The sequence below is a fragment of the Achromobacter sp. RTa genome (assembly GCF_000757485.1).
Classification (GTDB): domain Bacteria; phylum Pseudomonadota; class Gammaproteobacteria; order Burkholderiales; family Burkholderiaceae_B; genus Achromobacter.
The window spans coordinates 66,578-79,165 of sequence record NZ_JPYO01000001.1; the positions used below are offsets into that span (position 1 = coordinate 66,578).

Annotated in this window: 12 protein-coding genes and 1 pseudogene; 11 read left to right on the forward strand and 2 right to left on the reverse strand. The window is 67.6% G+C overall.

Features of this window, described 5'->3' with window-relative positions; translation table 11 throughout:
- Positions 1-37 precede the first annotated feature (37 nt).
- Together JL37_RS00340 and JL37_RS00345 are read left to right on the forward strand one after the other, a co-directional pair.
- Complete coding sequence (locus JL37_RS00340; protein WP_043541356.1) at positions 38-973, forward strand: glyoxylate/hydroxypyruvate reductase A; 936 nt, start codon at positions 38-40, stop codon at positions 971-973.
- A gap of 79 nt (positions 974-1,052) precedes the next feature.
- Positions 1,053-1,886 (forward strand): GyrI-like domain-containing protein, encoded by an 834-nt coding sequence (locus tag JL37_RS00345; protein WP_043541205.1) that lies wholly within the window; start codon positions 1,053-1,055, stop codon positions 1,884-1,886.
- 48 nt (positions 1,887-1,934) lie between these two features.
- Here the strand turns inward: JL37_RS00345 and JL37_RS00350 are convergent, their stop codons facing one another.
- Positions 1,935-2,738 carry a GntR family transcriptional regulator gene (locus tag JL37_RS00350; protein WP_043541207.1) on the reverse strand — a complete coding sequence of 268 codons (804 nt, stop codon included), beginning with the start codon at positions 2,736-2,738 and terminating at the stop codon, positions 1,935-1,937.
- A 278-nt stretch (positions 2,739-3,016) separates the two neighbouring features.
- Between JL37_RS00350 and JL37_RS00355 the strand changes: the two genes are divergently transcribed.
- The 9 genes and pseudogenes from JL37_RS00355 (at position 3,017) to JL37_RS00395 (ending at position 11,331) form a co-directional block, all read left to right on the forward strand.
- Positions 3,017-4,009, forward strand: coding sequence for an ABC transporter substrate-binding protein (locus tag JL37_RS00355; protein WP_231570257.1), 993 nt, complete (start codon positions 3,017-3,019; stop codon positions 4,007-4,009).
- A 12-nt stretch (positions 4,010-4,021) separates the two neighbouring features.
- Positions 4,022-5,083: an ABC transporter ATP-binding protein gene (locus tag JL37_RS00360; protein ID WP_043541209.1), complete on the forward strand. Its 1,062-nt coding sequence runs from the start codon at positions 4,022-4,024 to the stop codon at positions 5,081-5,083.
- On the forward strand, positions 5,080-5,946 hold the full coding sequence (locus JL37_RS00365) for an ABC transporter permease (protein WP_043541210.1): 867 nt from the start codon (positions 5,080-5,082) through the stop codon (positions 5,944-5,946). Before JL37_RS00360 ends, JL37_RS00365 begins: the two co-directional genes overlap by 4 nt.
- Before the next feature lies 1 nt (position 5,947).
- Complete coding sequence (locus JL37_RS00370) at positions 5,948-6,748, forward strand: ABC transporter permease (RefSeq protein ID WP_043541211.1); 801 nt, start codon at positions 5,948-5,950, stop codon at positions 6,746-6,748.
- Positions 6,748-7,905: an FAD-binding oxidoreductase gene (locus JL37_RS00375; protein WP_043541212.1), complete on the forward strand. Its 1,158-nt coding sequence runs from the start codon at positions 6,748-6,750 to the stop codon at positions 7,903-7,905. Before JL37_RS00370 ends, JL37_RS00375 begins: the two co-directional genes overlap by 1 nt.
- The gene (locus JL37_RS00380; protein WP_043541213.1) at positions 7,889-8,197 is read left to right on the forward strand and encodes a (2Fe-2S)-binding protein; all 309 of its coding nucleotides are present in this window, start codon (positions 7,889-7,891) and stop codon (positions 8,195-8,197) included. The genes JL37_RS00375 and JL37_RS00380 overlap by 17 nt, the downstream gene beginning before the upstream one ends.
- Positions 8,194-9,636 (forward strand): NAD(P)/FAD-dependent oxidoreductase, encoded by a 1,443-nt coding sequence (locus tag JL37_RS00385; protein ID WP_043541214.1) that lies wholly within the window; start codon positions 8,194-8,196, stop codon positions 9,634-9,636. Before JL37_RS00380 ends, JL37_RS00385 begins: the two co-directional genes overlap by 4 nt.
- Positions 9,637-9,785: 149 nt before the next feature.
- A pseudogene (locus tag JL37_RS00390) lies at positions 9,786-10,948 on the forward strand (NAD(P)/FAD-dependent oxidoreductase).
- Complete coding sequence (locus tag JL37_RS00395; protein WP_043541215.1) at positions 10,945-11,331, forward strand: RidA family protein; 387 nt, start codon at positions 10,945-10,947, stop codon at positions 11,329-11,331. The pseudogene JL37_RS00390 and the gene JL37_RS00395 overlap by 4 nt, the downstream one beginning before the upstream one ends.
- Here the strand turns inward: JL37_RS00395 and JL37_RS00400 are convergent.
- Entirely contained in the window at positions 11,306-12,586 is a 1,281-nt protein-coding gene (locus JL37_RS00400; RefSeq protein ID WP_043541216.1) for an amidohydrolase family protein, read from the reverse strand. The two genes, JL37_RS00395 and JL37_RS00400, sit on opposite strands and share 26 nt — an antisense overlap.
- Positions 12,587-12,588 lie beyond the last annotated feature (2 nt).

Genomic DNA, 12,588 nt, shown 5'->3' on the forward strand with positions numbered 1-12,588 from the left:
ACCCGCAGGCTTGCGCCGCGCCTTCCCGAGGACCGACATGCGGCTCATCATCAATTCCGGCGGAGCCCGGGCGACCGACGACTGGCGTTCGAATTTCCAGGCGTGCGCTCCTGAACTGGAGGTGGTGGGCTGGCACGAAGACGTCGATCCCGCCAGCGTGGACTACGCCCTGGTCTGGGAGCCCGATCCGGGCCGCCTGGCCACGTTCCCGAACCTGAAGCTCATCATCAGCGCCGGAGCCGGCGTCGACCACATCCTGGCCGATCCGCAGTGGCCGCGCCACGTGCCGATCGCGCGCATGATCACCGCCCGCACCCAGACCGAAATGGCCGAATTCGTGCTGACGTCGGCGCTGATGCTGACCCGCGAGATCAAGCGGGCCGTGGACAACCAGGCGCGCCGCCATTGGGAGTTCTTCGATTCCGCGCGCATCGCCGCCGAGCTGCGGGTCGGCATCATGGGCCTGGGCCACCTCGGGGCGGCGTCCGCGCAGCTGCTGGCGCGCGTCGGCTTCCAGGTCAGCGGCTGGTCCCGCGGCAACAGCCGGCTGGAGGGCCTGCCCACCTATGCCGGGCAGGCGCAGTTCGGCGAGTTCCTGGCCGCGACGGACATCCTCGTCTGCCTGTTGCCCGCCACCGATTCCACGCGCGGCATCCTCAACGCCGCCACGCTGTCGCAGCTGCCGCGCGGCGCCTGCCTGATCAATGCCGGCCGCGGCTCCCACATGGTCGAGCAGGACGTCGTCGCCGCCCTGGACGGTGGCCAGCTGAGCCAGGCCGTGCTGGACGTGTTCGAAGAGGAGCCCCTGCCGCCGGAATCCGCGCTGTGGTCGCATCCCGGCATCTTGGTCACGCCGCATTGCGCGGCCATCCCGGATCGCAGGGAGCGCGCGCGGCACACCGCGTTCCTGATCGCCGCCTATGAGCGCGGCGAGGCGCTGCCGAACCTCTACGACACGCAGCGGGGCTATTGAGCCGGCGCGAGGCGCGCCGACCGCGAAACCGCAAAATCTGCAAACGTCCCTTCGCTACATTGCCCTCCAAGGAGCCCGCATGAAGCCAGGAACCCTTATCCAATACGCCCGGCGCCTGGATCCCGTCCTGCGCTGGCTGGCAAGCCACCCCGACGCCGATCCCGATCTGTACCGGCTGGCGGAGCTGGCCTGCCTGTCGCCCTATCACTTCCATCGGGTCTATCGCGCCATGATGGGAGAGACGGTGAACGCAACGGTGCAGCGCATCCGCATGCATCGCGCGGCGGCCGCGCTGGCGGACACACAGGCTTCATTGCGAGAGGTGGCGCAGCGCGCCGGCTATGAGTCGGACGCGGCGTTCAACCGGGCATTCGGCGCGGTCTTCGGCATTCCGCCGGGACGCTATCGCGCCGCCCGCTCCCGTCCCTTCGATCCTCAGGAGCTCGGCATGTATCCCATCACCATCGAGAATTTTCCCGGCGTCATCCTCGCTGCCTTGCCGCATCGGGGCAGCTACCAGGACATCGGGCCCGTGTTCGACCGCGCCTTCATGCTGGCGGGTAGCCGCGGCCTGGCCACGCCAGAGACCAGCGGATACGGGGGGTACTTCGACGACCCGGAACAGGTGCCCGTAAAGGAACTGCGCTCGCTGGCCGGCGTGCCGGTGTCCGCCGACGCGGCGCTGGGCGACGGCCTGGAGCGCTTCGAGATCCCCGAGGGCCGCTGCGCCGTGCTCGCGTACACCGGTCCCTACAGCGAGATGGGCAAGGCGTACAACTGGATGTTCTCGGAATGGCTGCCCGGCAGCGGCATGGTGCCTGCCGACTTCCCCATGTTCGAGCAATACATGAACGATCCGCGCAGCACGCCTCCCGCGCAGCTGCTGACCCGCATCCATCTTCCGTTGAAGTAGGCGGCCTGCGCGCCGCGGGCGCGCATTGGGCCGGACCTCGCGGGGGGCTCACCCCACGTTGAGCGTCATGGAGTATTTCATCTTGTCATGCGGGAACGTGGTGATGGTGGCGAGCAGCAGCACGCCGCCCTCGCCGTAATAGCGCCGCGTAATGACGAAACCCGCCGTCCGGGGCTCGACCCCCAGCTGCCTGGCCATCGTCGCGCCGATGGGCGTGGCCGAAAACTCCTGGTTGACTTCCGCGATGCGGTCCCCGAAATGGTCCTCTATCAGGCGCAGGAGCGAGATGCGCGATTTGACCTCGACCCGCAGGTCCGAATGCGCAGGGTCGGTGTAGATCAGCGTGCAGGCGGCGGCGGTGTCCTTGTCGTCCAGGGTCTTGATGGAATTGATGTGCAGCCAGGACAGGCCGGGCTCGCAGCCCAGCGTTTCGGCGAGCCGCTTGCCGAGCTTGACGGTGCGCACGTCCTGCACCAGCAAGGCGGCGTTGCGGGCGTACTGCAGCAGATCGGGGAATTGCGAAATGCGCTGCGTGAAGCGGGTGCCGGCGCGCGCGGTTTCCACTCGCGTGCCCACGCCCGGGCGGCGTGAAACCATCCCGGCCACCGTCAGCATGCGGATGGCCTCGCGGATGGTGTGGCGGCTGGCGTTGAACTGGTCGCAAAGCTCGTGTTCGGTAGGCAGCAGCGTCATGACGGGGTAGCGGCCAGAGCGGATGTCGTGGGAGAGCGTTTGGAAAATGCTCTTGTAACGGGGGCCGCCGGCACTGCCGCCGGGGGCCGGCGACTCCGGCTTGCCGTGTGCTTGCCGTGCTCCGCCGGGGCCGGCCGCGCGCTCGGAGGATCGGGTCATTGGGGAGGCTCCTGGAATTGTTATATGGGGTTTGTACGGACAATAACCCATTGACAAGGGCATCTTGCGAGATCCATTATTTGTCCGGACATTCATGTACGGACAAATTGTACGGCCGACATGAAGTCCAGGAACGTGGGAAGAGATTTTTTTGTCGTGGGGCGCCCTATCGCGCGTCCCTCTTGCGCTCCTGGCGGCATTTGGCGGTTCTTGCAGTTTTCTTCCAATATTCGGGGGTTCTCATGGGCAAGGTACTTGCAGTGCTAGCGGCGGCGGCCATGGCCGCCGGACTCGGCTCCAACGCGGCGGCGCAAAAGCTGGTGGTGGCCGGGTATGGCGGTTCGTTCGAAGACATCATGCGCAAGGACATCTTCCCGCCCTTCGCCAAGCAGCACGGTGTCGAGCTGGACTACGTGGCCGGCAATTCCACCAATACGGTGGCGCGCCTGCAGGCGCAGAAGAGCAATCAGCAGATCGACGTGGCCATCATCGACGACGGCCCCATGTACCAGGCCATCGCGCTGGGCTTTTGCGAACCCATCAAGGGCCTGCCGGCCGACGACATCTACGGGACGGCGCGCTACAAGGACGACAAGGCGGTGGCCATCGGCATCGTGGCGACCGGCATCATGTACAACAAGAAGGTCTTCGACGAAAGGAAATGGGCGCCGCCCACCTCCTGGAAGGACCTGAAGGACCCCAAGTACAAGAAGCAGCTGGTGATTCCGCCGCTGAACAACACCTACGGCCTGCATGCGCTGGTGGAGTACGCGCGCGAAGGCGGCGGCGGGGAAAAGAAGATCGATCCGGGTTTCGACACTTTCAAGAAGGAGGTCGGCCCCAATGTGCTGGTCTATGAACCGTCGCCGGGCAAGATGACGGAACTGTTCTCCAGCGGCCAGGCGGTGATATCGGTCTGGGGCAGCGGCCGCGTCAAGGCATTTGCCGACACCGGGTTCCCGGTGGGCTTCGTGTATCCGCAGGAGGGCGCATACGCCCTGCTGTCGTCCGTCTGCCCGGTGGCCAAGCCCAATCCCAACCCCCTTGCCCAGGCCTTTGTGCAATACCTGGTTTCTCCCGAGGTGCAGGAGAAGCTGGCGACAGCCTATGGCTACGGTCCGGTGAACAAGAAGGCCAAGGTGACCGACGATCCCCGCGTGCCGCTGCCCATCGGCAAGCGCGCCGCCGACCTGATCGTGATCGATTGGGACACGGTCAATCAGAACCGCGATGACTGGAACAAGCGCTGGACGCGGGAAATCGAGCGCTGAGGGCCTCTATCCATGACCTACCTAGTTTTGAACGGCCTGAGCAAGCGCTACGGCGACACCGTCGCCGTGCAGGACCTGAGCCTTTCCGTGAACCGGGGCGAATTCATTTCGCTGCTGGGGCCGTCCGGCTGCGGCAAGACGACAACGCTGCAGATGATCGCGGGCTTCGTCGAGCCCTCGGGCGGCAGCATCGTGCTGGACGGCAGGGACGTCAGCAAGGTGCCCGCCAACAAGCGCGGCCTGGGCATGGTTTTCCAGAACTATGCGCTATTCCCGCACATGACGGCCGCCGAAAACGTGTCGTTCGGGCTGGAGATGCAGCGGGTCAGGAAGGATGAGCGCGAGGCGCGCGTGGCCGATGCGCTCAAGCTGGTGGGCCTGGCGCATCTGGCCGACCGTCATCCGGCGCGCATGTCCGGCGGGCAGCAACAGCGCGTGGCGCTGGCCCGCGCGCTGGTCATCCGGCCTAGCGTGTTGTTGCTGGACGAACCGCTGTCGAACCTGGACGCGAAGCTGCGCGAGGAAATGCAGCTGGAGCTGCGCAGCATCCAGCGCACGGTCGGCACCACCACTATCCTGGTGACGCACGACCAGTCCGAAGCGCTGGCGCTGTCGGACCGGATCGTGGTGATGAACCAGGGGCGCGTGGAGCAGGTGGCCGAGCCGTTCCAGGCCTATGAGGGGCCGGCCAGCCAGTTCGTGGGCGGGTTCCTGGGCAAGGCCAATGTGTTCACGCCGCAGGCCGAGGATTACGAAGGCGAAACGCGCGCCCGCATCGGCGAGGCCCACGTTTCGATGGAAGGCGCGCCCGTGCCGCAGGGCGCCGTGATCGTGCGCCCTGAGAAGATCCTGTTCTCCGAGCCCGCGGCCTGTGCGCTGCCCGGCCGCATGAAGACCCGCGTATTCCAGGGCAACCACTGGCTGTGCCAGGTGGAGACCTCGGTGGGCGAGGTGATGGTGATCCGCCAGAACGATGGCGTGCCGGTGCCCGGCGAAGGCGAGACCGTGCACCTGCGCTGGCGCGCGCAGGACATGTGCGTCGTGTCCCAGCCGCCACGGGGCCAGCCGTCATGAGCGCGCGCGTCAATCCCTGGGTGCTCAGCACGCCGGCGCTGGCCTTGTATGCCACCTTTCTCGTGGTGCCGATGGCGCTGGTGATCCTGATCAGCTTCTTCGACTTCCAGTTCTATGGCGGCATGCAGGCCACGTTCACCTGGAAGAACTACTTCGAGATTCTGTCCGACGGCTACTACTACGAGATCTACGCCCGCACGTTTGGCGTGGCCGCCGCGGTGACGCTGGCCTGCCTGGTGCTGGGCACGGCGGAGGCCTACGTGCTGTCGCGCATGGCCAACCCATGGAAGGGGTTGTTCCTGATGGTGGTGCTGGGGCCGCTGCTGATCTCCGTCGTGGTCCGCACGCTGGGGTGGGCGCTGCTGTTCGGTTCCACCGGGCTGATCAACAAGGCCCTGATGGGCATCGGGTTGATCTCCACGCCGGTGGACCTGATGTACAGCAACCTGGGCGTGGCCATCGCGCTTACGCACGTGCTGGTGCCTTTCATGGTGATCTCGGTATGGGCATCGCTGCAGCGGATCAATCCGTCAACCGAGGCGGCGGCGCTGTCGCTGGGGGCAACGCAGTTCACCGTGATTCGCCGGGTCGTCATTCCCCAGGTCATGCCGGGGATCCTGTCGGGCGCGATCATGGTGTTCGCGATGGCCGCCAGTTCCTTCGCCACGCCGGCCATCATCGGAGGACGCCGCCTGAAGAACGTGGCCACCGCCGCCTACGACGAATTCCTGAATACCCTGAACTGGCCGCTGGGCGCGGCGCTGGCGGTTGTGCTGCTGCTGGCGACGGTCGTGGTCCTGCTGTCGGCAAACCGCATCATCGAACGCAAGTACGGCGCGGTTTTCAATCAGGCGGGAGGCTGAGATGCAATTCAGAAACGGTCCTATCGGCCTGCTGTTCCACACGCTGTTCATTCTCTTCATCCTGGCTCCCATCGTCATGGTCTGCGCGGTGGCGTTCACTTCCGAGGGCTTTATCTCGCTGCCCTCGGGAGGGCTGTCCCTGCGCTGGTTCCGCGCCATCCTGGACAATCCGCGCTTCATCGAGGCCTTCTGGTTCAGCATGGGCCTGGGCACGCTGTCGGCGAGCCTGGCGATCGTGCTTGCCGTGCCCAGCGCGCTGGCGCTGGCCCGCAACCGGTTCCGCGGCCGCGAGGCGCTGGTGGCGTTCTTCCTTTCGCCATTGATGATCCCGCACGTGGTGCTGGGCCTGGCGTTTCTGAAGTTCTTCACCACGGTGGATCTGGCGGGCACGTACGTGGGCCTGGTGGTGGCGCACGTGATCCTGATCATGCCCTACGCCCTGCGCCTGGTGCTCGCATCGGCCACGGGCATCGACCCTGCGCTGGAGCGCGCCGCGCAGTCCCTGGGCGCATCCAACTGGACGGCGTTCAGGCGCGTGGTGCTGCCGTTGCTGCTGCCGGGCGTCGTCAGCGGATGGGTGATCGCCTTCATCACGAGCTTCGATGAGCTGACCATGTCCATCTTCATCGCGTCGCCCTCCACGACCACGCTGCCCGTGCGCATCTTCTTGCAGATCGAAGACACGATCGATCCGCTGGTGACCGCGGTTTCGGCCGTTCTGATCTACATGACCATCATCGCCATATTCATCCTGGACCGCGTGGTCGGCCTGGAAAAGTTGTTTGTAGGAAAGGGACGCTAATGACGGACGAAACGGAATTGGCGCCGCGCGCGCCCGCGCATCGCGGGATTTACGACGCGGCGGTCATCGGCGGCGGCCTGGTCGGCTCGGCCATCGCCTACGGCCTGAGACGCGAACTGGGCCACGTGGCCGTGCTGGATGAGGGCGACGTGGCCTATCGGGCTTCGCGGGGCAACTTCGGGCTGGTCTGGGTGCAGAGCAAGGGCATGGGCCTGCCGCGTTATGGCGTATGGACCATGGCCTCGGCTTCGGGCTGGCCGAGGCTGGCCGCGCAGCTGCTCGAAGAGACGGGCGTGGACGTGCACCTGGAGCAGCGCGGCGGCCTGCATGCGCTGCTGAGCGAAGAGGAGCTGGAGGCCCGCGTCAAGTTCATGCAGACCCTTCTGGCGCAGCCGGGCATGGCGACGTACGACTGGAAGCTGCTCGACCGTTCCGAGGTCGCCGACCTGGTGCCGGGAATAGGTCCGGACGTGCGGGGCGCGACCTGGACGCCGGTCGACGGCATTGCCAATCCGCTCAAGCTGCTGCGCGCGCTGCACACGAGTTTTGCACAGCGGGTTGTGGATTACCTGCCGCGCCGTCCGGCGCAGCGCATCCGCCAGCGTGACGGGGTGTTCGACATCGATACGCCGGCCGGCACGGTGCGCGCGCGCACGCTCGTGCTGGCCTCGGGCCTGTCGAACAAGGAGTTGGGCGCCCAGGTAGGCCTGGACGTTCCGGTGCGCCCGCAGCGCGGCCAGATCGTGGTGCTGGAGCGCACTCGCCGCATGCTGGAAACGCCGCTGTCCACCTTGCGCCAGACCGACGAGGGAACCTGGCTGATCGGCGATTCGCAGGAAGAGGCGGGCTACGCCGACAATCAGGTGGGCCTGCCGATCCTGGGTACGCTGGCCGACCGCGCGGTGCGCACCCTGCCCGCGTTGCGCGAGGTGCGCGTCGTGCGCAGCTGGGCCGCGCTGCGCGTCATGTCCAAGGATGGTTTTCCCATCTATCAGCAATCCGAAACGTGCCCGGGCGCCTTCGTCGCCACCTGCCATAGCGGCGTGACGCTGGCCGCCGCGCACGCGCTCAATCTGGCGCCCATGATCGCCGCCGGCTCGCTCGCCGACGATATGGCGCCCTTCTCGACCCGGAGGTTCCATGTTCAAGAGGCTTGACGAGGCGCAGCGCCAGGCGCAGGGCGCGCCAGTGCGCGTAACGGTCAACGGGACCGAGCTGCAGTGCCGCCAGGGCGACAGCGTGGCGGCGGCGCTGTTCGCGGGCGGCGTGCAGGCCTGCCGCGACACGGCCGTCAACGAAGTGCCCCGCGGGCCCTACTGCATGATGGGCGTGTGCTACGACTGCCTGGTCACCATCGACGGCCAGGCGAACCAGCAGGGCTGTATGACGGCCGTGCGCGAAGGAATGAAGATCGAGCGCCAGATGGGCGCGCGCAAGGTGCAGGCATGATCGATACGACGCAATGCGATTTGCTGGTGGTGGGCGCGGGTCCGGCCGGATTGGCGGCGGCCACGCTGGCGGCGGAACTGGGCGTGGACACGATGCTGCTGGACGAACAGCCGGCGCCAGGCGGACAGATCTATCGCGCCATCACGACCACGCCCGTGACCGACCGCGGCATCCTGGGCGAAGACTATTGGCACGGCGCGTCGCTGGTGGCGCCCTTCCAGCGATCCGGGGCGCGCTACGTGCCGGGCGCCACGGTATGGGCCGTGGCCGAGCACACGGCGGTGGATCCGGAGCAGGGATTCGAAGTGGCGTATTCGGTGGCCGGCGAGGCGCGCATCGTGCACGCGCGCCGGCTGCTGCTGGCCACGGGCGCGCAGGAGCGCCCGTTCCCCATCCCGGGCTGGACCCTGCCAGGCGTGATCACCGCCGGCGCGGCGCAGATCCTGTTGAAATCCGCGGGCGTGGTGCCCGCCGACCGCACGGTGCTGGCCGGCAGCGGCCCGCTGCTGTACCTGGTGGCGTGGCAGTATCTGAACGCCGGCGTGAAGATCGACGCGCTGCTCGAAACCACGCCGCCCGGCCGCATGGGTCAGGCATTGCCCAAGATCTGGGGGTTTCTGCGCTCGCCGTACCTGGGCAAGGGCCTGAAACTGTTGCGGGCCGTCAAGGCGGCGGTGCCCGTCATCCGCGGCGTGACGGCGCTGGAGGCGGTCGGCGAGAGCAAACTGGAAGGCGTGCGCTACACGGCGGGCGGCGTCACGAAGACGCTGCCCGCGGAACAGCTGATGCTTCACCAGGGCGTGGTGCCCAATGTGAATCTGTCGCGCGCGGTGGGCGCGGAGCATCGCTGGAACGAGGCGCTGGATTGTTGGGAGCCGCGGGTCGATGAATGGGGCCTGACCTCGGTGGAGGGCATCGGCATGGCAGGAGACGGCGCGGGCATCGCGGGCGCGCTGGCGGCGGAACATCGCGGCCGGCTGGCGGCGTTGCAGGCCGCCCACCTGCTGGGCCGCATCGATGCCGCCAAACGCGATAGCGCGGCTGCGGCGCCCCGCGAGGCCTTGGCAAGGGCCGTGAGAGGCCGCGAGTTCTTCGACGCGCTCTACAAGGCGCCCGATGCTTTCCGGCGGCCCACCGGCGACACCATCGTCTGTCGGTGCGAGGAAGTCACCGCGGCGCAGGTGCGCGAAACCGTCAAGCTGGGGTGCAGCGGGCCGAACCAGATGAAGGCCTTCCTGCGCTGCGGCATGGGGCCTTGCCAGGGCCGGTTCTGCGGGTTGACGGTGTCCGAGATCATTGCCGAGGAGCGCGGCGTGCCGACGCAGGAGGTGGGCTACTACCGCCTGCGCTTCCCGACCAAGCCGCTGACGCTGGGAGAGCTTGCCTCGCTGCCGCAGACGGACGATTCCCGGCAGGCTGTCGTCCGGCTGAAGAGGTAAACCCAGCCCCTACGCGCTGCGCGCGCCCCCTCTGGGGGCGACGCCTGAAGACCGGCGGAGCCGGATCTTCGGCGTCTCCGCTCCGGGTCGCGGCAATTTGCGGGATTGCGTTCTTGAACAGCCGTGCGGCGGCTGAAGGAAAAATAGACATGACCGGTGCCACGCGGTCGGCGGAAGTCATCATCATCGGCGGGGGGCTGCATGGCGGCTCGGCGGCGCTGCACCTGGCGCGCGCGGGGTGCGGGCCCTGGTGATCGAGAAAAACTACGCGGGCCGGCACGCGTCGGGCGTGAATGCCGGCGGCGTGCGCACCTTGTCGCGGCATCTGGCCGAGGTGCCGCTGGCCCTGGCCTCGCGCGAGCTCTGGTACCGCATCGGCGAGTTGGTGGACGACGATTGCGGCTTCGAGCAGCACGGGCAGGTGCGCGTGGCGGAGAACGCCGAGGATGCCGCCCTGCTGCGCGCCCGCCTGCGGACCATGACGGACCACGGCTATAGCCATGAGCAGTGGATAAGCCCCGAGGACTTGCGGACGCTGATCCCCGCGCTGGCGCCCACTGTGCAGGGAGGCCTGATAGCGCGCGAGGACGCTGCCGCCGATCCTTACCGCACGACCCTGGCCTTCCGCATGAAGGCCGAAAGCCTGGGCGCCCGCTACCTGGAGGGCGTGCGCGTGCTTCAGGTGGCGCGCCGGGACGGGCAATGGCGGGTGGAAACGGACGCGGGAACGTACACCGCGCCCCAGGTGCTGAACTGCGCGGGCGCCTGGGCCGACCGCATCGCCGCGCAGTGGGGCGAGCCCGTGCCGCTGACCGCGATCAGCCCCATGATGCTCGTGACGCTGCGCATGGATCATTTCCTGGACCCGGTCGTGCTGGGCACGGGCCGCGCGCTGTCGTTCAAGCAGCGCGCGAACGGCACGGTGCTGATCGGCGGCGGACGGCGCGCCTGGGTGGACCGCGACGCCGAATGGACCGAACTGGATTTCCGCTCGCTGGCCGAAGGCGCGCGCACGGTCTGCGACCTGTTCCCGCACATGCGGGATGCGATCGTGAACCGGGGCTGGGCGGGCATAGAGGCCGCCATGCCGGACGAGATCCCCGTGATCGGCCGCAGCAGCCGCCACGAGACCGCGTTCCATGCCTTCGGCTTCTCGGCCCATGGTTTCGAGCTGGGCCCCATCGTGGGCCGTATCATGGCCGACCTGATCACCACGGGCGCGACGGACCAGCCGATCGCGCCGTTCAGGATCGAACGTTTCACGGACCCCGCGCCGGAGTCCGGCCCATCCACAAAGGAGCAAGACGAATGACTGATATCGTGCGCAAGGATTCCAACCAGCGCCTGAGCCGCATCGTGATCCACGGCGACACGGTGTATGTGGCGGGCGTGACCTCATCCGCGGCCGGCGGCATCGCCGAGCAGACCCGCGACGTGCTGGCGAAGATCGACGGCTATTTGGCGCAGGCCGGCACGGACAAGTCGCGCCTGCTGTCCGTGCAGATCTGGCTGAAGGACATCGACCGCGACTTCGCCGGCATGAACGCCGTGTGGGCCGAGTGGGCGCTGCCCAATGCGATGCCCACCCGCGCCACCTGCGAGGCCAAGCTGGCCGCGCCGGAGTTGCTGGTGGAGATCATCGTGACGGCGGCGCGGCGCCCCGCATTCGTCAGCGGGCCGGTGTCTGAAAGCTGACCTGGCCGGGACGTCCGGGCAGGTCCAGGGTGGCGGTGGCGGGAGGCGTGGTGGCAATCACCTTGCCGCCGCGCATCACCATCAGGCGGGTGGCGCGCAGGCGCAGCGCCTCGACGGGGTCGCGCGCCTGCAGCAGCACCAGGTCGGCGCGCTTGCCGACCTCCAGTCCCGTTTCATCCAGGCCCAGGATCTGCGCGGGCGTGGCGGTCACTGCCTGGAAACAGGCGCGCATGGCGTCCTGGCCCGTCATCTGGGCAACGTGCAGGCCCATGTGCGCCACTTCCAGCATGTCGCCGGAACCCAGGCTGTACCAGGGGTCCATCACGCAGTCGTGGCCGAAGGCCACCGGCACGCCGGCGGCCAGCAGCTCGGGTACGCGCGTCATGCCGCGGCGCTTGGGATAGGTATCGTGACGGCCTTGCAGCGTGATGTTGATCAGCGGATTGGCGATCGCGGCCACGCCGGCCTCGCGCATCAGCGGGATCAGCTTGGAAACGTAGTAGTTGTCCATGGAATGCATGGACGAGAGGTGCGAGCCCGTTACGCGGCCGTGCAGGCCCAGCCGCTGCGCCTGATAGGCCAGGCTTTCGATGTGGCGCGAGAGCGGGTCGTCGCTTTCGTCGCAGTGCATGTCCACGCGCAGGCCGCGTTCGGCGGCCAGTTCGCACAGGATGCGCACGGATTCGGCGCCGTCCTGCATGGTGCGTTCGAAGTGGGGAATGCCGCCCACGACGTCCACACCCATGTCCAGGGCCCGCTTCAGGTTGTCCAGCGCGCCCGGCGCGCGCAGCACGCCGTCCTGCGGGAAGGCCACCAGCTGCAGGTCCAGGTAGGGTTTGACCTTCTCGCGCACGTGCAGCAGCGCTTCCACGGCCAGCAGTCGCGGATCGCAGACGTCGACGTGCGAGCGGATGGCCAGCAGGCCTTTCGCCACGGCCCAGTCGCAGTACGCCAGCGCGCGTTCCACCAGCGCTTCCTGGGTCAATAGCGGCTTGAGCTCGCCCCACAGCGCAATGCCTTCCAGCAGCGTGCCCGACTGGTTCACGCGGGGCAGCCCGAAGGACAGCGTGGAATCCATGTGGAAGTGCGCGTCCACGAAGGGTGGCGACACCAGCTGGCCGCCCGCGTCGATGGTCTGCGCGGCCTCGGCCTTCAGCGCCGGCTCCAAGGCCGCGATGCGGCCATTGGCGATGCCGATATCGATGTTCCGGCGGCCGTCCGGCAGCGCGCAGTTTCTAAGGATCAGGTCGAGCATTG

What these genes read in the sequence shown, in the direction of transcription:
- JL37_RS00375 (WP_043541212.1), top strand. Translation starts at nt 6,748, where the DNA reads ATGACGGACGAAACGGAATTGGCGCCGCGCGCGCCCGCGCATCGCGGG.
- JL37_RS00350 (WP_043541207.1), bottom strand. Translation starts at nt 2,738, where the DNA reads ATGACCCGATCCTCCGAGCGCGCGGCCGGCCCCGGCGGAGCACGGCAA.
- JL37_RS00340 (WP_043541356.1), top strand. Translation starts at nt 38, where the DNA reads ATGCGGCTCATCATCAATTCCGGCGGAGCCCGGGCGACCGACGACTGG.
- JL37_RS00345 (WP_043541205.1), top strand. Translation starts at nt 1,053, where the DNA reads ATGAAGCCAGGAACCCTTATCCAATACGCCCGGCGCCTGGATCCCGTC.
- JL37_RS00370 (WP_043541211.1), top strand. Translation starts at nt 5,948, where the DNA reads ATGCAATTCAGAAACGGTCCTATCGGCCTGCTGTTCCACACGCTGTTC.
- JL37_RS00355 (WP_231570257.1), top strand. Translation starts at nt 3,017, where the DNA reads ATGGCCGCCGGACTCGGCTCCAACGCGGCGGCGCAAAAGCTGGTGGTG.
- JL37_RS00400 (WP_043541216.1), bottom strand. Translation starts at nt 12,586, where the DNA reads ATGCTCGACCTGATCCTTAGAAACTGCGCGCTGCCGGACGGCCGCCGG.
- JL37_RS00395 (WP_043541215.1), top strand. Translation starts at nt 10,945, where the DNA reads ATGACTGATATCGTGCGCAAGGATTCCAACCAGCGCCTGAGCCGCATC.
- JL37_RS00380 (WP_043541213.1), top strand. Translation starts at nt 7,889, where the DNA reads ATGTTCAAGAGGCTTGACGAGGCGCAGCGCCAGGCGCAGGGCGCGCCA.
- JL37_RS00385 (WP_043541214.1), top strand. Translation starts at nt 8,194, where the DNA reads ATGATCGATACGACGCAATGCGATTTGCTGGTGGTGGGCGCGGGTCCG.
- JL37_RS00365 (WP_043541210.1), top strand. Translation starts at nt 5,080, where the DNA reads ATGAGCGCGCGCGTCAATCCCTGGGTGCTCAGCACGCCGGCGCTGGCC.
- JL37_RS00360 (WP_043541209.1), top strand. Translation starts at nt 4,022, where the DNA reads ATGACCTACCTAGTTTTGAACGGCCTGAGCAAGCGCTACGGCGACACC.